The sequence below is a fragment of the Paenibacillus sp. cl141a genome, assembly GCF_900109305.1.
Classification (GTDB): domain Bacteria; phylum Bacillota; class Bacilli; order Paenibacillales; family Paenibacillaceae; genus Paenibacillus_AQ; species Paenibacillus_AQ lautus_A.
In genome coordinates, this window is sequence record NZ_FNZO01000001.1 from 308,706 (window position 1) to 331,116 (window position 22,411).

24 protein-coding genes are annotated in these 22,411 nt (G+C 50.8%); all 24 read left to right on the top strand.

The window, feature by feature from the left end:
* Window positions 1-90: 90 nt before the first annotated feature.
* The 24 genes from sucD (at window position 91) to BMX45_RS01580 (ending at window position 22,409) form a co-directional block, all read left to right on the top strand.
* Window positions 91-1,020: a succinate--CoA ligase subunit alpha gene (gene sucD / locus BMX45_RS01465; RefSeq protein ID WP_009594770.1), complete on the top strand. Its 930-nt coding sequence runs from the start codon at window positions 91-93 to the stop codon at window positions 1,018-1,020.
* A gap of 128 nt (window positions 1,021-1,148) precedes the next feature.
* Window positions 1,149-2,324, top strand: coding sequence for a DNA-processing protein DprA (gene dprA, locus BMX45_RS01470; RefSeq protein ID WP_090908193.1), 1,176 nt, complete (start codon window positions 1,149-1,151; stop codon window positions 2,322-2,324).
* 36 nt (window positions 2,325-2,360) lie between these two features.
* Window positions 2,361-4,460: a type I DNA topoisomerase gene (topA, locus tag BMX45_RS01475; RefSeq protein WP_090908194.1), complete on the top strand. Its 2,100-nt coding sequence runs from the start codon at window positions 2,361-2,363 to the stop codon at window positions 4,458-4,460.
* A gap of 21 nt (window positions 4,461-4,481) precedes the next feature.
* Entirely contained in the window at window positions 4,482-5,810 is a 1,329-nt protein-coding gene (gene trmFO / locus BMX45_RS01480; protein ID WP_090908195.1) for an FADH(2)-oxidizing methylenetetrahydrofolate--tRNA-(uracil(54)-C(5))-methyltransferase TrmFO, read from the top strand.
* Window positions 5,811-5,839: 29 nt separating this feature from the next.
* On the top strand, window positions 5,840-6,382 hold the full coding sequence (hslV, locus tag BMX45_RS01485; RefSeq protein ID WP_006211334.1) for an ATP-dependent protease subunit HslV: 543 nt from the start codon (window positions 5,840-5,842) through the stop codon (window positions 6,380-6,382).
* Between the two features lie 49 nt (window positions 6,383-6,431).
* Window positions 6,432-7,838, top strand: coding sequence for an ATP-dependent protease ATPase subunit HslU (hslU, locus tag BMX45_RS01490; RefSeq protein WP_015736332.1), 1,407 nt, complete (start codon window positions 6,432-6,434; stop codon window positions 7,836-7,838).
* Between the two features lie 457 nt (window positions 7,839-8,295).
* A complete protein-coding gene (flgB, locus tag BMX45_RS01495; RefSeq protein ID WP_009594762.1) occupies window positions 8,296-8,703 on the top strand; it encodes a flagellar basal body rod protein FlgB in 408 nt (135 codons plus the stop codon).
* Between the two features lie 6 nt (window positions 8,704-8,709).
* A complete protein-coding gene (gene flgC, locus BMX45_RS01500; RefSeq protein WP_009594707.1) occupies window positions 8,710-9,159 on the top strand; it encodes a flagellar basal body rod protein FlgC in 450 nt (149 codons plus the stop codon).
* Window positions 9,160-9,204: 45 nt separating this feature from the next.
* Complete coding sequence (gene fliE, locus BMX45_RS01505) at window positions 9,205-9,513, top strand: flagellar hook-basal body complex protein FliE (RefSeq protein ID WP_009594713.1); 309 nt, start codon at window positions 9,205-9,207, stop codon at window positions 9,511-9,513.
* A gap of 34 nt (window positions 9,514-9,547) precedes the next feature.
* Window positions 9,548-11,128 carry a flagellar basal-body MS-ring/collar protein FliF gene (gene fliF / locus BMX45_RS01510; RefSeq protein WP_090908196.1) on the top strand — a complete coding sequence of 527 codons (1,581 nt, stop codon included), beginning with the start codon at window positions 9,548-9,550 and terminating at the stop codon, window positions 11,126-11,128.
* An 11-nt stretch (window positions 11,129-11,139) separates the two neighbouring features.
* Entirely contained in the window at window positions 11,140-12,156 is a 1,017-nt protein-coding gene (gene fliG, locus BMX45_RS01515; protein WP_015736330.1) for a flagellar motor switch protein FliG, read from the top strand.
* Complete coding sequence (locus BMX45_RS01520) at window positions 12,149-13,003, top strand: FliH/SctL family protein (protein ID WP_090908197.1); 855 nt, start codon at window positions 12,149-12,151, stop codon at window positions 13,001-13,003. Before fliG ends, BMX45_RS01520 begins: the two co-directional genes overlap by 8 nt.
* Window positions 12,987-14,306, top strand: coding sequence for a flagellar protein export ATPase FliI (fliI, locus tag BMX45_RS01525; protein ID WP_009594717.1), 1,320 nt, complete (start codon window positions 12,987-12,989; stop codon window positions 14,304-14,306). Before BMX45_RS01520 ends, fliI begins: the two co-directional genes overlap by 17 nt.
* A gap of 9 nt (window positions 14,307-14,315) precedes the next feature.
* Window positions 14,316-14,759, top strand: a complete 444-nt coding sequence (gene fliJ, locus BMX45_RS01530; RefSeq protein WP_009594763.1) for a flagellar export protein FliJ — start codon at window positions 14,316-14,318, stop codon at window positions 14,757-14,759.
* Between the two features lie 38 nt (window positions 14,760-14,797).
* The gene (locus BMX45_RS01535; protein ID WP_175495017.1) at window positions 14,798-15,730 is read left to right on the top strand and encodes a MotE family protein; all 933 of its coding nucleotides are present in this window, start codon (window positions 14,798-14,800) and stop codon (window positions 15,728-15,730) included.
* Between the two features lie 45 nt (window positions 15,731-15,775).
* Entirely contained in the window at window positions 15,776-17,125 is a 1,350-nt protein-coding gene (locus tag BMX45_RS01540; protein ID WP_090908199.1) for a flagellar hook-length control protein FliK, read from the top strand.
* Between the two features lie 20 nt (window positions 17,126-17,145).
* Window positions 17,146-17,706 carry a flagellar hook capping FlgD N-terminal domain-containing protein gene (locus tag BMX45_RS01545; protein WP_090908200.1) on the top strand — a complete coding sequence of 187 codons (561 nt, stop codon included), beginning with the start codon at window positions 17,146-17,148 and terminating at the stop codon, window positions 17,704-17,706.
* Window positions 17,703-18,092 (top strand): TIGR02530 family flagellar biosynthesis protein, encoded by a 390-nt coding sequence (locus BMX45_RS01550; RefSeq protein WP_090908201.1) that lies wholly within the window; start codon window positions 17,703-17,705, stop codon window positions 18,090-18,092. The genes BMX45_RS01545 and BMX45_RS01550 overlap by 4 nt, the downstream gene beginning before the upstream one ends.
* A gap of 74 nt (window positions 18,093-18,166) precedes the next feature.
* A complete protein-coding gene (locus BMX45_RS01555) occupies window positions 18,167-18,991 on the top strand; it encodes a flagellar hook-basal body complex protein (RefSeq protein ID WP_090908202.1) in 825 nt (274 codons plus the stop codon).
* Between the two features lie 51 nt (window positions 18,992-19,042).
* On the top strand, window positions 19,043-19,267 hold the full coding sequence (locus BMX45_RS01560) for a flagellar FlbD family protein (protein ID WP_090908203.1): 225 nt from the start codon (window positions 19,043-19,045) through the stop codon (window positions 19,265-19,267).
* Window positions 19,264-19,728 carry a flagellar basal body-associated FliL family protein gene (locus BMX45_RS01565; RefSeq protein ID WP_009594755.1) on the top strand — a complete coding sequence of 155 codons (465 nt, stop codon included), beginning with the start codon at window positions 19,264-19,266 and terminating at the stop codon, window positions 19,726-19,728. Before BMX45_RS01560 ends, BMX45_RS01565 begins: the two co-directional genes overlap by 4 nt.
* 35 nt (window positions 19,729-19,763) lie before the next feature.
* Window positions 19,764-20,762, top strand: coding sequence for a flagellar motor switch protein FliM (gene fliM, locus BMX45_RS01570; protein WP_009594751.1), 999 nt, complete (start codon window positions 19,764-19,766; stop codon window positions 20,760-20,762).
* Window positions 20,752-22,014, top strand: a complete 1,263-nt coding sequence (gene fliY, locus BMX45_RS01575) for a flagellar motor switch phosphatase FliY (protein ID WP_090908204.1) — start codon at window positions 20,752-20,754, stop codon at window positions 22,012-22,014. Before fliM ends, fliY begins: the two co-directional genes overlap by 11 nt.
* A gap of 29 nt (window positions 22,015-22,043) precedes the next feature.
* Window positions 22,044-22,409, top strand: a complete 366-nt coding sequence (locus tag BMX45_RS01580) for a response regulator (RefSeq protein WP_006211317.1) — start codon at window positions 22,044-22,046, stop codon at window positions 22,407-22,409.
* Window positions 22,410-22,411: the final 2 nt, after the last annotated feature.

Genomic DNA, 22,411 nt, shown 5'->3' on the forward strand with positions numbered 1-22,411 from the left:
ATTCCTGAAGGGGCATGGCACGATGGGCTTCTTAGTCCTGCCGTGCGGTTGCTTTCATTTTCAAATAACAATAGGGGATGTGAATCAATCGTGAGTATTTTGATCGATAAAAATACAAAAGTTATCACACAAGGGATTACAGGTAAAACAGCCCTGTTCCATGCAAAAGGCGCCTTGGATTACGGTACGCAGATGGTCGGCGGAACTTCGCCGGGCAAAGGCGGAACCGAAGTTGAAATCACGCTGGAGAACGGCGAAACCGTCAAACTGCCGGTTTACAACACCGTTGAGGAAGCCAAAGCCAAAACAGGCGCAACCGCAAGCGTCATTTATGTACCGCCTGCTTTTGCGGCCGACTCCATTCTGGAAGCCGTCGATGCCGAGATGGATCTGGTGATCTGCATTACGGAAGGCATTCCGGTGCTGGACATGGTAAAGGTATCCCGTTATATGGAAGGCAAGAAGACTCGCTTGATCGGACCTAACTGTCCGGGTGTCATCACGCCGGGTGAATGTAAAATCGGCATCATGCCGGGCTACATCCACACGCCGGGTCATGTCGGCGTTGTTTCCCGTAGTGGTACCTTGACTTATGAAGCTGTTCATCAGCTGACGGCCCGTGGCATCGGACAATCCTCCGCCGTAGGAATCGGCGGGGACCCTGTCAAAGGGACGGAGTTTATCGATGTGCTGAGACTGTTCAACGAAGATCCGAATACCAAAGCGGTGATCATGATCGGCGAGATCGGCGGAACCGCTGAGGAAGAAGCGGCTGAATGGATCAAAGCGAACATGACCAAGCCGGTGGTAGGCTTCATTGGCGGCGCAACAGCGCCTCCAGGAAAACGCATGGGCCACGCAGGCGCGATCATTTCCGGCGGTAAAGGAACAGCCAAGGAAAAAATCGCTGTGCTTGAAGCATGCGGTATCAAAGTGGCTCCTACGCCTGCCGAAATGGGCTCGACCTTGGTTAGCGTGCTGGAAGAGAAGGGCCTTTTGGAATCCTGCACAACGCACTAAGGCTTAAACCTATCCATTAATAGGCCAGATTAACGTTATAACTTAAGGTAAGCAACCTTTTATTTCCTGATTAGGAAATGAAGGGTTGCTTTTTTGTTTATGATTTTATATTTTAAGGAGGTCCCGTGATGAGGCTGGACAGATTACTGCTGATTGCGTTGCATGAAAGCGAAGGCATCGGATGGAAGACCATAAACCGAATGATATCGAACGGCGAGCTGCATGAAGGCTTGCTGTCCTACGATGCGCAGGATTGGAGAACGTGCGGTCTGCCTGTCGAAAAAGCAAACAAACTGGCTAAAGAATTCCCTATCGCCGTCGAAAGAAAGCGTGTCGAACTGTCGAATGACGAGGAGGTCGAGCTTCGACAAGAGGAAGACAAGGTATGGAATTTGACAAACCGCACAAAAATACGTATTATAACAGCCCTTGATGCTGTCTACCCGGACATGTTGAAATCGTCGCCGCAAGCGCCCTGGGTTCTGTATTGCATCGGGGATCCTCATTTGCTGTCCACGCCGGGGATCGCAATGGTCGGTACAAGAATGCCTACCGGCTACGGGCGTAAGGTTGCAACGATGCTGTCGGAGGCGTTGACCCGAGCAGGGCTTACGGTTGTCAGCGGCATGGCCAGAGGCATTGACAGCGTCGTGCACGAAACCGCTTTGCGAAGCGGCGGGCCGACGGTGGCCGTTCTCGGAGCCGGCATCGATGTCATTTATCCGCCGGAGAACCGATCTCTTTATGAAGAGATCGCGGCTAAAGGGCTTATTATTTCCGAATACCCGCCGGGTACCAAGGCGCTGCCGGGATTCTTCCCGCAGCGAAACCGGATCATTGCCGGGCTGACGCTGGGAACCGTGGTGGTGGAAGCGGATGCCCGCAGCGGGTCGCTGATTACGGCGGATTTGGCCCTGGAAGCGGGAAGGGACGTGTTTTCCGTTCCGGGACCGCTCACTTCACCCAAGAGCAGAGGGACCTTGGATTTGATCAAGCAAGGGGCCAAGATGGTCACAGAAGCCGGGGATATAATAGAAGAATATGATTCCTGGTTGCCAAAAGGGGTCTCGGATACATACAATAAGGAGCGGCGGGCCCCTCGTCAGGAGCGTCCGGATGAACTAGCCGGGTTGACAAATGACGAACGACAAATATACCATATGCTCGAACAGGGTCCCGGGTCGCTGGATGAAATGATCGAGCGTACCCGGTGGGATTTTGGACATTTGCATTCAGTTCTGTTATCTTTAATCATAAAAAAGCAGATTACCCAATTACCCGGTGCTATATATAAAATCATATAATGGGAAAGTTTGAATGTTGGAGAGGAGGATGAACCTGTGGCGGATTCACTCGTCATCGTAGAGTCGCCTGCCAAGGCGAAAACGATTGGCAAATATCTCGGCAGCAAGTATATCGTGAAGGCTTCGATGGGTCATGTTCGCGATTTGCCGAAGAGCCAGATCGGGGTTGAGGTGGAAAACGACTTCAATCCGAAATACATTACGATCCGCGGAAAAGGTTCTGTCTTAAAGGAACTTAAGGATGCTAGCAAAAAGGTGAAAAAAGTGTACCTCGCAGCTGACCCCGATCGCGAAGGGGAAGCCATTGCATGGCATCTTGCGCATGCGTTGGAGCTGGATGATACTCAAAGCCTGCGGGTTGTATTTAATGAAATAACGAAAACGGCCGTGAAGGATGCCTTCAAAACGCCGCGCAAAATTAACATGGATCTGGTTAATGCGCAGCAGGCCAGACGTATTTTGGACCGATTGGTTGGTTATAAGATCAGTCCTATTCTATGGAAGAAAGTGAAGAAGGGTCTTTCGGCCGGCCGGGTTCAATCGGTAGCCGTCAAAATCATTCTCGACCGCGAGAATGAGATAAGCGCTTTCGTTCCGGAAGAATATTGGACCATAACGGCCAAGCTGGCGATTAAAGGCTCCGCATTCGAAGCCAAATTCACGCAGCTAAACGGCGCGAAGAAGGAACTGACCAATGAGCAGGAAGTGAATGAAATTCTCGAGGCGATTCGGGATGCTTCCTTCCAGGTCGGCGAAGTGAAAGAGCGTGAGCGTCAGCGCCACCCGTCGCCGCCGTTTACGACGAGTTCCTTGCAGCAGGAGGCTGCGCGTAAACTCGGTTTCCGTGCCGCCAAGACCATGTCGGTTGCCCAGCAGCTGTACGAGGGTGTTGAGTTAGGCAAGGAAGGCACCGTCGGTTTGATTACTTACATGCGTACGGATTCCACGCGGATCTCAGGTACGGCTCAAGAGGAAGCGAAGGATTACATCACCGAGAAGTACGGTGATCCGTTCGTGCCGGAGAGCCCGAGACAATATTCGAAAAAAGCAGCCAACGCCCAGGATGCGCACGAAGCGATTCGTCCAACGTCCGTGCTGCGCGATCCGGAATCCATGAAGCCGTTTATGAGCCGCGACCAGCTTCGGTTGTACAAACTGATCTGGGAACGCTTTGTGGCAAGCCAGATGTCTTCTGCAGTACTGGATACGCTTTCGGTGGACATCACTGCCGGGAATACGGTCTTCCGGGCGACCGGTTCGAAGGTCCGTTTCCCTGGATTCATGAAGGTCTACGTTGAAGGCAATGACGACGGAACGACAGAGGAAGACAAATACCTGCCGGAGCTTCATTCCGGAGACATTCTGGAGAAGCAGGACATTGAGCCGAAGCAGCACTTCACGCAGCCGCCTCCGCGTTATACGGAAGCGCGGCTTGTCCGAACGCTGGAGGAGCTCGGCATAGGGCGTCCAAGTACGTATGCACCGACGCTGGAGACGATCCAGAAGAGAGGCTACGTTGCCATCGAAGAGAAAAAATTCATGCCAACCGAGCTCGGCGAGCTTGTCATCGAACAGATGGAGCAGTTCTTCCCCGAAATCCTCAATGTGGAGTTTACGGCGAACATGGAAGAGGATCTCGACCATGTGGAGGAAGGCTCCGAGGACTGGGTCAAGGTATTGGCAGAGTTCTATGAGTCCTTTGAGAAGCGGCTCGAAGTAGCAGAGGAAGAAATGAAGGAAATCGAAATCGAAGATGAGGTTTCCGATGAGATCTGCGAAAAATGCGGCAAACCCATGGTCTATAAGCTGGGCCGTTTCGGCAAGTTTCTTGCCTGCTCAGGGTTCCCGGATTGCCGGAATACCAAGCCGATCGTGAAGGACATCGGCGTATCTTGCCCGAAATGCAAGGAAGGCCACGTCGTGGAACGCCGGAGCAAGAAGGGGCGCGTCTTCTTTGGCTGTGACCGGTATCCCGAATGCGACTTTGTATCATGGGATAAACCGTCAACGAAGCCGTGTCCGAATTGCAGCAGTTTAATGGTAGAGAAGAAAAGCAAGCAAGGCATCAAGCTTCAATGTACCTCTTGCGATTATTCCGAAATGGTTGAGGAACAGGACGAAGCAGCAGATTTGTAAGGCATACAGGGGGTAATGACGTTGACAGATTCACAGAGGGTTACGGTTATCGGGGCAGGACTTGCAGGCAGTGAAGCTGCCTGGCAGATCGCCAGCCGCGGCGTACCCGTTACACTATACGAGATGCGGCCGGTCGTAAAGACGCCGGCTCATCATACGGACAAGTTCGCCGAGCTTGTATGCAGTAATTCGCTTCGGGCGAACGGGTTGACCAATGCGGTCGGCGTATTGAAGGAAGAGATGCGGATGCTGAATTCCCTCGTCATCGGATCGGCTGACCGCAATTCCGTCCCGGCTGGCGGCGCATTGGCCGTCGACCGCGACGGCTTCTCCGGCGAAATTACGGAAACCTTGCATCAGCATCCGTTAATCGAGGTCGTAAATGAAGAAATTCAGCATATACCTGAAGAAGGCATCGTTGTTATTGCTACGGGACCGCTGACTTCGCCGGCATTGTCGTCGCAAATCCGCGAGCTGATGGGCGAGGACTATTTCTATTTTTACGATGCGGCTGCTCCGATCGTGGAGAAGGATTCCATCGATATGAGCAAGGTCTATCTGGCATCCCGATATGATAAAGGCGAAGCTGCCTATCTGAATTGTCCTATGACGGAAGAAGAGTTCGACGCCTTCTATGACGCTCTAATTCATGCTGAAGTCGCGCAATTGAAAGAGTTTGAGAAGGAGATTTATTTCGAGGGCTGCATGCCGATCGAGGTTATGATGAAGCGCGGGAAACAAACCGCCTTGTTCGGCCCGATGAAGCCAGTGGGATTGGTGAACCCGCATACGGGCAAACTGCCTTACGCCGTGGTCCAGCTCCGTCAGGATAATGCGGCAGGTACCCTCTACAACCTTGTCGGCTTCCAGACCCATTTGAAGTGGGGCGAACAGAAGCGTATCATTTCCATGATACCGGGACTCGAGAACGCCGAAATCGTGCGATACGGCGTCATGCACCGCAATACGTTTGTCAATTCGCCGAAATTGCTGGAACAAACCTATCAGGTGAAAACACGCCCGAATTTGTACCTGGCAGGACAAATGACCGGCGTCGAAGGGTATGTTGAATCGGCGGCATCCGGATTGATTGCTGGAATCAATGCAGCAAGAGCAGCTCAGGGGCAGGAGGGGATTGTATTCCCTCAGGAATCAACCATCGGAAGTATGGCCTACTACATCACCCATGCAGATCCCGATAATTTCCAGCCGATGAACGCGAACTTCGGCCTTCTTCCGGGTCTAGAGAAGCGGATACGCAACAAAAAGGAAAAGAACGAAGCACTTGCGAACCGTGCTCTTGACGGGGTACGCGTATTTATTAGCGAGCATGAACTAAATACAATCTAATCTTATTTTCTTAGGGAGGTCTTGCCATCATGGAAATGACTTTTCACGCCACGACGATTTGCGCAGTGCGGCACAATGGCACGGCAGCTATAGCCGGCGATGGCCAAGTCACATTCGGTGAGAGTGTAGTCATGAAGCAGACCGCCAAGAAAGTGCGCCGTCTTTACCGGGGACAAGTTGTCGCCGGTTTTGCCGGTTCTGTGGCGGATGCGATCACGTTGTTTGAGAAATTCGAAGGCAAGCTGGAGGAGCACCATGGAAACCTGCAGCGGGCCGCTGTCGAGCTTGCGAAGGACTGGCGTCAAGACCGGGTGCTCCGCAAACTTGAAGCCTTGATGATTGTTATGGACAAAACGGGGATGCTGCTGATTTCCGGGGGCGGCGAAATCATCGAGCCTGATGATGATGTGCTGGCCATTGGGTCAGGCGGCAATTTTGCCTTGTCTGCCGGACGTGCGCTTAAGCGCCATGCAGGGCATATGGAAGCAAAAGACATCGCCAGAGAAGCCCTTCAGATCGCTTCTGAGGTGTGTGTCTACACCAACAGCAACATTATTGTTGAAGAGCTGTAAGAGGGCCATGCAGCAACATATAGCCATATCAGGGGTGGAGGTATTCGCGATGAGTAAAGAATCGATGACGCCTAGACAAATTGTATCCGAGCTGGATAAATACATCGTAGGCCAGAAGGACGCTAAAAAATCGGTCGCTGTCGCACTTCGGAACCGTTATCGCCGGAGTCTGCTGACCGATGACGAGCGGGACGAAATCGTACCAAAGAACATTCTGATGATCGGTCCAACCGGTGTCGGCAAAACGGAAATTGCGAGAAGGCTTGCCAAGCTGGTCCATGCACCGTTCGTCAAGGTCGAGGCGACGAAGTTTACCGAGGTTGGTTATGTCGGCCGTGATGTGGAGTCCATGGTACGGGATCTGGTGGAAACCGCGATCCGGATGGTGAAGCTGGAACGTACGGAGAAAGTTAAGGACAAAGCCGAGGAAATGGCGAACGAGCGGATCGTTCAGCTGTTGGCGCCTTCAACCAAAGGCCAGAAGAGCCAGCGTAATCCCTTTGAGATGCTATTTGGCGGTGGAAACAACGAAACCCAGGCTGATGAGGAAGATGCGGACGATAAGGACGTTAGTCTTAAAGAGAAGCGGAGACAGGTGCGCTTTAACCTGCTGTCCGGCAAGCTTGAAGACGAAACGATTGAGATTGATGTCGAGGATGCTGCACCGAATATGTTCGACATGTTTGCCGGACAGGGCAACGATCAGATGGGCATGAATATGCAGGAGATGTTCGGCAACTTGATGCCGAAGCGTACGAAGCGCCGCAAGCTGTCCGTCAAGGAAGCCAGAAAAGTGCTTACGCAGGAAGAAGCAGGCAAACTCATTGATATGGATGATGTCATCCAGGAGTCCATACGCCGGGCCGAGCAATCCGGGATTATTTTCATCGACGAAATCGACAAGGTTGCCAGCCAGGGCCGTCAATCGGGTCCTGATGTGTCCAGGGAAGGCGTGCAGCGCGATATTCTGCCTATCGTGGAAGGCTCCACGATCATGACGAAATACGGGCCGGTAAAAACGGACTTTGTCCTGTTTATCGCTGCTGGCGCATTCCATATCGCGAAGCCGTCGGATTTGATTCCCGAGCTTCAGGGGCGTTTTCCGATTCGGGTGGAGCTGAACAGTTTGTCGCTCGATGATTTTGTGTCCATTTTGACCGAGCCGAAAAACGCATTGACCAAACAATACGTCAATCTGCTTCGTACCGAAGACCTGGAAATTGAGTTTTCGCCGGAAGCGATCCGGGAGATTGCCCAAATCGCGGCTTCGGTGAACCAGAACACGGAGAATATCGGCGCACGGAGGCTCCATACGATATTGGAGAAGCTGCTGGAGGATCTGTCGTTTGAAGCCCCTGAATTGACGCTGGACCGGATGGTGATCACCCCGCAGTATGTCCGGGAGAAACTTGCCGGCATCGCCCAGGATCGGGACCTGAGCCAGTATATTCTGTAGTTGCATTCGTATAGGTCTATCTGCCGGGTATGCAAAAAGGAGATAATTGTCGATATTCATCCCGGTCTTTCTTGCTGGATGTCGAAGCGTTTTCGCATGTTGGAAGGGATCGGGACGGATTTCGCAATTTTTTGTGAATATTCAGGATAGGAACAGGACCTACCTAGCGGGTAAATTCACTTAAAATTTACAGATTTAGTGGTACGATTTGCAATAATATAGAAAAAAATCGGATAAAAATGAACACAAAGCCCTTCTTTTTGGTAAAAGATAGGGCTTTTTTCTTATTGTAAAAAGTCCCAATCTTTAAGAAACTTAGTTTATGTGACATCATGTTGTCTTTTTCTACTTAAGACCTAGGTTAGTTCGTACGGATTATATTATTTGTCGAAAAAAGAGGGTTTAGCTAGGAAGAGTGGAATACCTTTCGGCAAATCCAGTCAGGAGGAATGAGCTAGTGAATCTGTTGAATAATAGTTCTTTTCAACGGCTTCAAAGCGGTTTGGATGCAGCGAATCTCAGGAACAACGTGATTGCAAACAATATCGCGAACGTGGATACACCTCATTTTAAGAGATCCGAAGTATCCTTTGAGAGTCTTCTGAAGAAAGAAATGGATGGAGCCCAGTTGTCGCTTCAGGGCAGAAGAACGGATCCCAGGCATTTTGTCATCGGTCCAACCGGGTCAATCCCGGATGCCTCGGTCATAAAGGACGGCAGCAGCTCCATGAATAACAACCAGAATAATGTCGATGCAGACAGAGAAATGTCGCTGCTTGCAGAGAATCAGCTTCGTTATAATTCGTACGTACAAGCTGTAAATGAGCAGATTCGAATGATGCGTACAGCTATTGAAGGGAGATAGGGATTCATGAATATTAGCAATAGCTTCGGAATTAATGCATCAGCTCTTACGGCACAACGGCTTCGAATGGATGTCATCTCCTCCAACATAGCCAATGCGGAAACCACGCGCGCGCGAATCGAGAATGGACAAGCCGTTCCGTATCGCCGAAAGACGGTTGTGTTTCAGCCGCAGCAGGAATCCTTCGAAGGGCTTCTCAGAGCCCAGATGAACGGTCAGAATGCAGGGCAAGGGGTTAAGGTTGCGCAGGTGCGGGAAGATCAATCCCCGTTGAAGCAGGTATATAACCCCACACATCCGGATGCGAATGCGGAAGGCTATGTCTTTATGCCTAATGTCGATATTACGAAGGAAATGGTGGATATGCTCGCAGCTACCCGTTCTTACGAGGCTAACGTTACGGCGATAAACGCTTCGAAAGCGATGATCATGAAGGCTTTGGAGATTGGAAGATAATACGAGGATATTATACATAGACCAGCATAGTAGGAGGAGAGAGAGATGATTCAGAATGCAATGTTCAGTGTTCAGGGTGTACAGCCGCTGCAAATGCAGGAGCAAGTGAAAAATGGTGCGACTCCTTCCGAATCAATCCGGGATTTTGGCTCTTACCTGAATGAAGCACTGAACTCTGTGGCCGCGCAGGAACAGAACGCGCACGTAATGAGCGATAAACTAATGATTGGACAAGTAAACGTAGATCAGGCGATGATATCCGCCCAACAGGCTCTGTTGAGCATTCAGCTCACGACGCAGGTCCGAAACAAAGTGGTAGAAGCCTATCAAGAGATCATGCGCACGCAAATCTAAATGTTTCTAGCAAAGTTTCGGATGGGGTGACAATGTGAACGAGAGAATTACCCAATATCGGGAGAGAATGACCCAGTATTGGAACCAATTCAGCAACAAACAAAAAATAATGTTAATCGCTACCGTAGCATTTGTTCTAATTGCTCTTGTCGTGCTAACGATGCAGTTCTCTAAGACGAAGTATGAGGTAGCATTCCGGGATCTGAATTCCAGCGACGCCGCAGGCATCATCAGCCACCTGGAGACTCAGGGGATTTCCTACAAGCTGAGCGAGGACGGCAGAAGCATTCTGGTTCCGAGCACAAGCGCAGCTAAAGTCCAGATCGATGTAGGATCACAGGGACTGGTGCAGAATGGCACGATCGGATTCGAAACCTTCGAAAAGAACGCGTCGGCCATCGGGATGACGGATAACGAATTCGAAGTGAAATATGTAAATGCACTGAATGGCGAAGTTGAACGGCTGCTGGAGAAGATGCAGGGCGTTCAGGACGCAACGGTATTATTGAACCTGCCAAAAGAAAGTGTGTTCGCGAAAAACGGAAACGAAGATCAGGCCAGCGCTTCCGTGGTTGTGCAGTTCAAACCGGGCTATCGTCCTAATCAGGAAGTCATTGACGGGTACTACAACCTCGTGAAAACGGCCATTCCCAATTTGCCGATAGAGAACATTACAATCACCAATGACGAAGTCGAGCTGCTCGCAACAGCTAAAGGCGGTCAAGGCGGATTGATCGGCAAGGTCGAAGAAAATTTCGCGCTTCAGAAAAAATTCGAAAACGACGTAAGGCAAAATGTCCAGCAATTCCTCTCGCAGTACATGGGTTCTAATAAAGTCAATGTTCTTGTAGCTTCCAAACTGAACTTTGATCAGGTGCAAAGCAAGGAAAACATCGTAACCCCTGTGGATGAAGAAGAAATGAAGGGGATTGAGCTCAGCGTTCAGGAGATCCAGAAGAACTATTCGGGGACCGGCAGTCCTACAGGCGGCGTGGCCGGCGTAGGCGAAGAGGCCGTTCCGGGATATCCAAGCGATTCTGGAAGCGGACAAACGAATTCGGAAGAGCTCTCCAAAACCGTTAACTATGAGGTTAACCGGATTACGAAGGATATCATTGCAAGTCCATATACTGTTAAAGATTTAACCATTAATGTCTCGGTTGAACCACCTGCCGGGCAACCAACTTTGGATGATGCCACAAGAACGGCTATTCAGAACATCCTGGTCAATATTGTAAGAGCATCGCTTTCAGATTCAGACTCTACTTATACAGACGCTGATTTGTCCAAAAAAGTTTCGGTTATTTCGCAGGTATTTAATGTAAATGCGGATGAAAATCCGAAATCCGTATTTTCACAGCCTGTATTATGGGGAATCGGTATCGCTGCGTTGGCCTTGATTGCGGGAGGAACCTATTTCTTCATCCGCAGACGCAGACAGCAGCAGGAGGAGCTTGAAGAGGATATTCAGCTTCCGCCCGTTACGGAGTTCCCGTCGATTAATCTCGAAAGCATAACCAATGAAAGCCAGGTTCGTAAGCAGCTCGAAACCTTGGCGAAGAAGAAGCCAGATGAATTCGTGAATTTACTTCGCACATGGCTAGCTGAGGAATAGAGGTGGAAGCATTGGCTAAGGGAAATAACCAAATGTTAAGCGGACGTCAAAAAGCGGCTATACTGCTCATTACACTCGGCCCGGAAGTGTCTGCTCAAATATTTAAGCATCTTCGAGATGAAGAAATCGAACAATTAACGCTCGAGATTGCGAATGTTCGCAAAGTCGACAGCGTCGAGAAAGATAGCATTATTCAGGAGTTCCATCAAATTTGCTTGGCCCAGGAATACATCTCGCAGGGCGGCATCAATTATGCGAAGGAGATTTTGGAGAAGGCGCTTGGACAGCAAAAAGCGATGGAAGTGATCAACAGGCTGACGGCAACGCTTCAAGTAAGGCCGTTTGACTTCGCCCGTAAAGCGGATCCGAGCCAAATCCTGAACTTTATCCAGAATGAGAATGCCCAGACCATCGCACTCGTATTGTCTTATCTTCAATACGAGCAGGCATCGGCGATCCTGTCCTCGCTCCCGCAAGAGAAGCAGGCGGAAGTTGCGCGCAGGGTTGCCGTCATGGACAGTACTTCGCCGGAAGTCATCGCTCAGGTGGAGCGCGTGCTGGAACAGAAGCTGTCGGCTACGGTGACGCAGGATTACACCAGCGCGGGCGGCATCGAGTCCATCGTTCAAATTCTGAACGGCGTAGACCGCGGAACGGAACGGACGATCCTCGACTCCCTGGAAATCCAGGATCCCGAGCTTGCGGAAGAAATCAAGAAGCGGATGTTTGTGTTCGAAGACATCGTCAACGTGGACAACCGTTCGATACAGCGCATCATCCGCGACGTCGAGAACGCGGACCTGCAGCTTGCGCTCAAGGTGGCAAGCGAAGAGGTGCGGGACGTTATTTTCCGCAATATGTCCAAGCGGATGGCCGAAACCTTCCGCGAAGAAATGGAATACATGGGACCGGTGCGGCTGCGTGACGTGGAGGAAGCCCAGACTCGGATCGTAAGCACGATCCGGAGACTCGAAGAAGCGGGCGAGGTTATTATTGCCCGCGGCGGAGGAGATGACATCATTGTCTAACTTGATCAAATCGTCCCACTATAAACCGATGGATGTGTTGAAAGAGTTGGATCTTGCTCGTCGTTACGCTTCGCCAACCGAGGAAACGGTGGAGGAGCTTGCACCGCCGACTGCCGAGCCGGCTGCTGTACAAACGTTGGCTGAAGCCGAACGTTTGAAGCATGAAATGCTGAAGGACGCTCAGGAGTTTGCCGAAAGGCAAATCCGGGAGGCCTCGGAAGAGGCGCAGCGTCTGCTGACCGAAGCGCAGGAGCAGATTGAGGCTTGGTGGACTGAAAGAAGGCTTCAGGATGAGGATTTGTCCGAAACGCTGAAAATGGAAGGTTTTAATCAAGGGTATGCAGAGGGCTCTGCCAAGGCGGAGCTTGAGATGAAGGAACTGATGGAGCAGGCGACACTTCAAGCGAGCGAGCTGCTTCAGCTCGCGCACCAAGCCAAGGAAGATCTGATCCAAGAAGCGGAGCCGTTTTTGGTGGAGCTCAGCTGCAGCATTGCGGAGAAAGTGCTGGATCGTCAGCTGACGATCGAACCGGAATTCACGCTGGAGCTGATACGAAAGAACCTGGCGCGCAAGCGGGAAAAAGGAATCATTTCTCTCTGCGTAGCTCCCGATCAGTTCGAATTCGTATACGCTGCGCGGGAAGAGCTCGGATTATCGATCGACTCCCAGGCGGAGCTTCAAATTTTGCCGGACTCCACGGTTAAGGATCTCGGCTGCGTCATCCGGTCTTCCTTCGGAAGCGTGGATGCACGCATCGATACACAGCTGGCCGAGATCAAAAAAGAACTCGTACGGATCGCCCTTGATGTCGAGGAACGGAGAAATCAAGATGAAGAAGCTGAATAGCGCCCGGTATATGGACCATCTGAAACATCTGGATCCCGTCCGCATCAACGGCAAGGTTACGCAGGTCATCGGATTGATGGTGGAGTCCGAAGGGCCGGATGCCAGTATCGGCGACGTATGCTACATCTATCCCACGAAGCAATCCAAGCCGCTCAAGGCGGAGGTCGTAGGATTCAGAGATAATAAAGTGCTGCTGATGCCTCTCGGCGAGCTTCACTCCATTGGCCCGGGCTGCGATGTAGTGGGTACAGGCAAACCGCTGAGCGTGCAGGTCGGGTCGGAACTGCTTGGCAAAGTGCTGGACGGATTGGGACAACCGCTCGACGGATCCATCATCCCGGCACGCATGCCGCATTATTCCACCCATAACGTTCCGCAGAACCCGCTTAATCGGCCCAGGGTTCAGGAGCCGATCAGCATCGGCGTCCGGGCGATTGACGGATTGCTCTCCATCGGCAAAGGTCAGCGTGTCGGCATATTCGCCGGCTCCGGCGTCGGGAAGAGCACCTTGATGGGAATGATCGCACGGAACACCTCAGCCGATGTCAATGTCATTGCTTTGATCGGTGAGCGGGGACGCGAGGTCCTTGATTTCATCGAGCGGGACTTGGGTCCCGAAGGGTTGAAACGGTCCGTCGTGATCGTGGCCACCTCGGATCAACCGGCACTCATCCGTATTAAGGGAGCCTTGATCGCCACCACGATCGCCGAATATTTCAGGGATCGCGGACTGAACGTGATGCTGATGATGGATTCGGTTACCCGTTATGCGATGGCGCAGCGCGAAGTCGGTCTTGCCGTAGGGGAACCGCCGGCGATGCGCGGTTACACTCCGTCGGTATTTGCGAGTCTGCCGAAGCTTCTGGAACGCGCAGGCACAGGTCCGACGGGTTCGATCACCGCTTTTTACACGGTGCTGGTAGACGGCGACGACATGAACGAACCGATCGCGGACGCGGTCAGGGGGATTCTGGATGGTCACATCGTCCTGAATCGGAATATCGCGAACAAAGGCCATTTTCCGGCGATCGACGTGCTGGCCAGCATTAGCCGGGTCATGAAAGACATCTCGCCTGAGGAACAAATCGATGCTTCCGAGAACGTAAAGCGTTTGATGGCGATCTACAAGGACTCGGAGGATTTAATCAATATCGGAGCTTATCAACAGGGTTCGAATGCCGACATCGATGAATCGATCGAATACATCGGCCGAATCTGGGATTTTACGAAACAAAAAGTGAATGAGAAGACCACATTGGATGAGGTTCAGGAACGTTTGATTTCCGAGTTTTCAAGGAGATGACTTTGAAGGATGAAATTTCATTATGCATTCCAGAAAATCGTAGATCTGAAAAGCAACGAGAAAACGCAGGCTGAATGGATGCTGTCAAGTGCTATCGGGAAGCTGCAGGCGGAAGAGAAAAGTCTGAATGAGCTGTATGAGATGCGGGATCAAATGTACCGCGCTCAGCAGGAAGCGGCATCGCGGTGCGTGCCTGTCGCAGAAATCCGAAACATTCAGGTCTATGCAGAGCACCTGGAAGAATGCATTGAACGGAAACGGGATGACATACGGATCGCCCATGTCAATGTAACGAAGAAACAAAAGGTACTGTCCGACAAAATGCTTGACGAAAAAGTGTGGCTGAAGGCAAGAGACAAATCCCAAGAAAAGTTCCGGCATGAAAGTCTCCTTCGGGAACAAAACGAGCTGGACGAAATGGCGACGGTACGTTTTGCGATCAGAGCCCGTTAAGGTTTGCAAACACCGGTGGGTATGACCGCGAGGGAGGAATGAGTGTGGCACGAAAAGACATGCCGCTTGATAAGGAAGAATCAGGCGGAGGATTTGAACGGATATTGTTGATTTTGGTACCTGCTATATTCACGATCGTTCTGCTTGGAGCGCTCGCCGTATTTTTCAGAGCCGATGTCCGAGATGGGCTGCTCGAAGTAGCCAATAAAATTCCGGTCGTTAAGAACTGGGTCCCTGACCCGGTGTTGACTCCGGAAGAGCAGAAGCTCAAAGAGGCGAAGCAGCAGGAAGAAAGCGCAGAAGCGACGATTGTGGAACTTAAGAAGCAGCTTGCCGAGAAAGAAGAAACGTTAAACGAAGTAACCGAGCAAAAAGCAACGCAGGAAAACAAGGTGAAAGAGCTGGAAACCCAAATAGAATCGATGCAAAGCACATTCACGGACAGCGAGGCGGAAGAGGAAGACGCGTACACCAAGCAGATTCGTGAGCTGTCCAAGCTTTATGCGGACATGAGTCCCAGCAAAGCCGCTCCGATCATGCAGAACCTGACGCTGGAAGAAATGGTGCTAATGCTGAGCCAAATGAAGAGCAGCAACCGGGTTGCCATCCTTCAAAAGATGGATCCGAAAACGGCGGCGGATGCAACCATGATGCTAAAAGACGCGGAGACCTCCGAAGACATGGCCATTGCCGCTTTGCAATCCAGGCTGAAGAAGAACGACGCGGAGGCCGCGCAGAAGAAGACCTCCGAGAACCTGGATAAAAGCCAGTTGAATCAGACTTTTGCCGGAATGACGCCCGCCAACGCTGCGGACCTGCTGATGCAAACGTACAAGATCAGCCCCGCGAAGACGATGACCATTCTAAATACGGTGGACGATGCTACGCGTTCGCGAATTTTAAATGCGATGTCCTCGAAAGACGCGGAGTTGGCAGCTAAGATATTGAATCGCCTGATGGGCTCTAAATAGCTCTGAAATGAATCTCCATCCTCAGGAAAGGAGGTGAAATAGACGATGACAATAACGGTACAAAGCAGTATGTCTTCTACGGTCAGCAGTACCGCGGGAAGCGGTAAGACCAGCGCAGCCGGTCAAGTTGCAGCGGGTGTTTCCTTTGATTCGACACTGGCTTACCAGATGAACGGCAGCGGCAGCGGTGCTGCAACAACTTCAACTGAAGTCGCGGCCAAGCTGGAATCCCTGCTTGCGCAGTATTCAGTAGAAACCGACGAATCGCTTGAAGGCTTAATGGAGCTGCTACAAGGATTGCTGCAGGAGCTAGATACCATGGACCAGGCGTTAGAGGAGGATCCATCGTTATTGCAAGAGCTGCAGAACTGGCTGACGCAAGCGAACCTTTTGATAAGCGGAACCGCTCCTCACGCGCAAGGTAACGCGGACGGCAATGAGATGTCGCCTTTGGCTTCCCATCCGGAAACGATTCGGTTTGCGGTACAGGACACGATCAGCCAGCTGGCTTCGATGCTATCCAAATCAGGTCAGCTGGACCTGCAGACGGAGGCAGCCGTCAAACAGCTTGTCCAGTCCTTCCAAAGTTTGCTTGGTCAAGGAACGGGGACTGGAGAAAGTAAAGCAAGCGGCAGTTTTGCCAACATCCTAAGCCAAAAGCAGCCGGATGCGGTACAGCCTAACATTGCAGCGAATACTGCAGCAGGACAGTCGGCTTCATCTGAGACAACGGGGCAAGCGAACGCTAAATGGTCTGCTCTGGCCACAAGCACCCCGGTTGACGGCACAGCAGCTGAATTCGCCTTAAACGAAGGGGATTCGCAATTAGAGCAAGGAACGGTTACTGCCGGTCAGCTGGCCCTGCGTTCCGGAACCCAAGTTGCGGTAAAACCTGCGGCTCCGCCGGTTCCTGTTGAGAATTTCTCTAACGAAATGACTTCCTTCATTATTAATAAGCTCGAAATCGTGAAGCAAACCGGATTTACCGAAGCGAGAATCTCCTTGAATCCGGAGCATCTGGGCCAAGTCGACATCAAGCTAACGATGCAGAACGGCCAGTTGATCGCACAGTTCATGACGCGATCGACGGATGCTAAAGAACTGATTGACCAGCAAATGGCACAGCTTCGAAGCGCATTGATGGCCCAAGGACTTCAAGTCGAGAAAATTGAAGTTACGCAGAGCAGCCATCCATCCAATGCCAATCTTTATCAGGATGGGCGTCAGCCTGGATCAGGACAGCAGCAGCCGCAGCACCGTTCGAAGGAGAAGGATAGGCCTTCCGACGATGCCGTTCTTGCCGCGAATTTGACGGAAGAATTGAACGATTGGATCGCCGAGCATCAAACCGACGATGAGAACTTGAAAGCAGGAACATTTACCGCGAAAGCCTAACAGTGAGGAGGTGAGCTTGGATGGCAACAAATCCGGTATCTACGAAAAATATGTGGCCCAATTATGCCAAAGGGAACGTCAGCAGTAAAAAAGAAAACGGCCAAGAGCTTGGGAAGGACCAGTTCTTAAGCATTCTGATTACGCAATTGCGGCATCAGGATCCGCTTCAGCCGATGCAGGACCGGGAATTTATTGCCCAAATGGCCCAGTTTACTTCACTGGAGCAGCTAATGAATATCAATACTCAATTGACGGCAATGAGCCAGTCTTTGGGTGCTGCTTCAAGTTTGATCGGTAAACAGATCAGCTGGTTGTTCAAACCGGAGGATGGCTCGGATTCCGTCATGAAGAGCGGTCTTGTGGATTCCATAATCGTCCGCGAAGGCGTCCATTACGCCAAAGTCGGTGAAAGTGAAGTATCGCTTGACCAGATCGTGAAAATCGAGAACGCTATAGCCCAGAATGATCCAGGAGCAACGGATCCCGTTCCTTCCGAACCTGAAGCAGGCGATCCGGATTCGGGAGAGCCCGAAACCGGAGACGTGGAACAAGGTGAAGAGCCTGGGGGGACAGCGCCATGAGTGACCGCATGATGATAGGCCATCTATACCCTGGAAAAATACATCCCGCAGCTCTTCATAATGAGCGAAAGATAGGACAAGCTCAGGCTAATCCACCAGCCGGGACGTTCCAGGAACTTTTAAATGAGAATCTGCTTAAAATTAGCAATCATGCGGCGAAGAGACTTCAGCAGCGCGGGATTGAATTAAAGGGTGATCAGCTTGCGCAGATCCAGAGCGCGGTGGACAAAGCTGCTGCGAAGGGGAGTAAGGAATCACTCATTCTGATGAAGGATATGGCTCTCATTGTAAATATTGCGAATCGGACCGTGGTCACTGCGATGGATGGCAAGGCGATGAAGGACAACGTATTCACGCAAATTGATAGTGCAGTTATTATCTCATAAATCTGGCTGGCCCGTGAGGAAGCCAGGCGGCCGCTGATCGACAGAAGCGGTCCATAACAAAAGGAGGAAAATCGATGTTAAGATCCATGTATTCCGGTATTTCCGGAATGAGAGGTTTCCAAACCAAGCTTGATGTTATCGGTAATAACATTGCCAACGTAAACACGGTTGGGTTTAAAGCGGGACGAGTGATGTTTAAAGACGTTCTAAGTCAAACGATGTCAGGTGTTACGCCAGGAACTGACGATCCATCCGGTGGTGTAAATGCGAAGCAGGTCGGTCTTGGTGTATCGATCGGTTCGATTGATACGATGCATACCCCAGGCAGCGCGATGATTTCTCCGAACCCAACGGACCTGAGAATTGACGGAGACGGATTCTTCATGGTGAAGCTCAGCGAGGATCAAGAAGTGCCTTTCTTGACTCGTGCCGGCGACTTTCATATCGACGTAGCGCGTAACCTGGTCACTTCGGACGGTATGCTCGTTCTCGATTCGGCGGGTGATCCGATCCAGCTGGACGAAGAGGTTACGGCTTTCACAATCGCGCAGAATGGCGCCATTATTCAGAAGATGAGTGACGGAACGACGGAAGAAGGAGCCATTATCGGCGTTGCGAAAATTCCGAATCCGGAAGGCCTTGAAAAAATCGGAGGCAATATGTATCGCGTGACCCTGAATGCAGTTCCGGACGGCGATCTGGCTGCCGTCATGTTTGAAGGGAACAACGCGGAAGAAGGAACCGGTGCGATTATTGCCGGTCAGCTTGAAATGTCCAACGTTGACTTGACAGGCGAATTCTCTGAAATGATCGTCGCTCAGCGCGGCTTCCAAGCTAACTCCCGGATTATCACGACTTCGGATGAAGTGCTTCAAGAAGTTGTCAATCTGAAACGATAAGGATGGATAGGGAGGGGCCATCCCCTCCCTGATTCAACAAGGAGGCTATCCATGATATCGGTAACGAGGTTAAATGGTTCGCAGTTGTGGCTTAACGCGCTGTTGATAGAAATGGTTGAGGAGACTCCTGACACCTACATTACTTTGATTAATGGAAAACGGATGATTGTGCTTGAAAGTGCAAACGAAATCATCGCTTCCATTAAGGCGTACCACCACGAGGTAGGCATTCATCAAGCCACCATTAAAGTGCAGCAATTGGAGGAACCTTCATGAAAAAGATGCTCCCCTGGTTAATTACGATCCTGTTATCGATTACGCTGATTGTCCTGGCCATCTTCCTGTTGTCGGACAAGCTGCTTGGCGATAACGGGAAAAGTCAGGCTTCGGCCAATGCCGCGGCTTTATCCAAGTTGTCGGCCGACGAGATCGTAAAGATGACATCGGAAATAACCGGTATCAAGACGAATCTGGCAGATCCTGAATTTGTTGCCCAGATGGCCTTTGCTTTTCAGCTTAACGATAAAAAAGCAAAGGAAGAATTCGATAAAATCAAGGAAATCAAGATCAAACCGATTATTATCAAAACGCTGGCCGACACGAAACCCGAATTACTGAATGACTCCAAAGGGCGCGAACAGTTTATTGCCAAGCTGCAAAACCTGATCAATAAGTCGTTAACGTCCGGTCACTTGATTCAAATCGAAATGACAGAAGTAATGATAGTAGGTATCTAGACTGTTCGTCGGACGACCTGTAAGGGGGTGAGTAGATGGTTGATGTTTTATCGCAGAATGAGATCGATGCCTTATTGGCCGCTCTCTCTTCAGGGGAAATGGATGCTGAAGAACTGAAAAAAGAGGAAACGCAAAAGAAAATCCGTTCTTACGATTTTAAGAGGGCCCTCCGTTTTTCGAAGGATCATATCCGAAGCTTGACTCGGATCCATGAGAACTTTGCACGCTATTTGACGACCTACTTCTCGGCGCAGTTACGTACTTTTGTGCAAATCAACGTAGTGCAGGTTGAACAGCTTCCGTATGATGAATTTATTCGCTCCATACCAAAAATGACAGTTCTTAATATATTTGAAGCCGAACCGCTCGTAGGTCGGATGGTGCTCGAGGTCCATCCCAACATTGCCTACGCGATGCTGGACCGATTGCTTGGAGGTACGGGCATTGCTCCGTCTTCCATCAGCTCGATGACCGAAATCGAAACGATTATTATGGAGCGCATATTCAGCCGGGCGTTCGATAGCCTCCAGGAGGCATGGAAAACGGTGTTGGATATATCCCCGCGCCTCGAAGCCTTGGAAACGAATCCGCAATTTATGCAGATCGTGTCTCCGAACGAAACCATTGCGCTAATATCCCTTAGCACAAAAATCGGCGATACCACGGGCATGATTAACCTGTGCATACCGCATGTGGTGCTGGAGCCGATCATGTCCAAGCTGTCCGCGCATCAATGGTTCATCTCGGAGAAAAAAGCGAGCGTTCCGGAGGAAGTGGATGCTCTTAAACAGCGCGTAAGCAAAGCCAAGCTTCCGATCGTTGCCGAGCTGGGCGTTTCGCAGCTTACCGTGTCCGAGTTCTTAGGACTGAGCGTCGGCGACGTTATTTCGTTAAACAAGCCGATGCATGACGGACTATCCATCAAGGTCGGCGACAAATTAAAGTTTATTGGCAGTCCCGGAACGATAAAAGACCGGGTTGCTGTACAAATCGATGAAATTGTCATCGAAGGAGCTGAAGAATTTGACGAGTAAAGATTATTTATCCCAGGAAGAAATCGACGCTTTGTTAAAACAGTCGGAAATGGCATCACCAGCATCAATTCCTTCGGCGGCGACTGTCGATGACGTATTAACACCTCTGGAGCAGGACGCGCTGGGTGAGATCGGTAACATAACCTTCGGCAGCGCTGCAACCGCCCTGTCCACCTTGCTGGGCAAAAAAGTGGATATCACGACCCCCAGAGTTTCGATCATTAAACGAAGCGAGTTCGAGGAAGAATTTCCGAAGCCGCATGTTGCGGTACATGTTAAGTACGTGGACGGATTTGAAGGAATTAATTCGCTGGTCATTAAAACACGCGACGCGCAGGTCATTGCCGATCTCATGTTAGGCGGGGAAGGCAACCCCATGGAAGAGGAACTCAATGAGATTCATATCAGTGCCGTTCAGGAAGCGATGAACCAGATGATGGGGTCTTCCGCAACGAGCATGTCGACGATTTTCAACCGGTTTGTCAATATATCGCCGCCAGGCATTGACATTCTCAACATGGCGAACGGCGAAGGGGTCAACAACCTGCCGCCGGATGAAACGCTGATTAAGATTTCTTTCCGATTAATTATCGGTGAACTTATTGATTCAACCATTATGCAGCTGCTGCCCGTCCATTTCTCCAAGGATATGGTTCACATGCTCATCAACGGGACAGAAGAACCGCAGCCTGCGAAGCAGGAAGCTGCTCCGGCGGTGGAAGCACCGGCCAGTGCCCAGGAGTCGGTACAAGCACCGGTTAATCCGGCACAAACCCAAGACATGGGTCAAGGCTACGATTATGGACAAGGCTACGGTCAGCCTATGCCAGGACATGGCGGGCCCATCCCGCAGCAATCCATGCCATACGGTCAGCCGCAGATGCCTTACCAAGCACAGCCGCAACAGTATGGCGGCATGCCGAATCGCAATGTGAATGTACAGCCCGTGCAGTTCGCTAATCTGCAATCTGCACCTTACACCCAGGTGGATGAAAACAATCTGAACTTACTGATGGACATTCCCCTTAAAGTCACCGTAGAATTAGGGAGGACCCAAAAGCAAATTAAGGATATCCTGGAAATGTCGCAAGGTTCGATTATCGAGCTGGACAAGCTGGCCGGTGAGCCTGTTGACATCCTCGTCAATCATAAACTGATTGCCAAAGGCGAGGTCGTTGTCATCGATGAGAACTTTGGTGTGCGTGTGACGGATATCGTAAGCCAATGGGACCGGATTCAAAAATTACAATAGCACAAACATTTTAGGGAGGATTTTTATCAATGGCTAACCGAATTCTGATCGTGGACGATGCTGCATTTATGAGAATGATGATCCGTGACATATTGGTCAAGAACGGATTCGAGGTTGTGGGGGAAGCACAGGACGGTGCACAAGCAATCGAGAAATTTAAGGAACTTCGTCCAGATCTGATTACGATGGATATTACGATGCCGGAAATGGATGGTATCGCAGCGCTTAAAGAGATTAAAAAAGTAGATGCCAATGCCAAAGTAATTATGTGCTCTGCCATGGGTCAGCAAGCGATGGTTATTGACGCAATCCAAGCCGGAGCGAAAGACTTCATCGTTAAACCGTTCCAATCGGACAGAGTTATTGAAGCCATCAACAAGACGCTTGGCGTATAAGG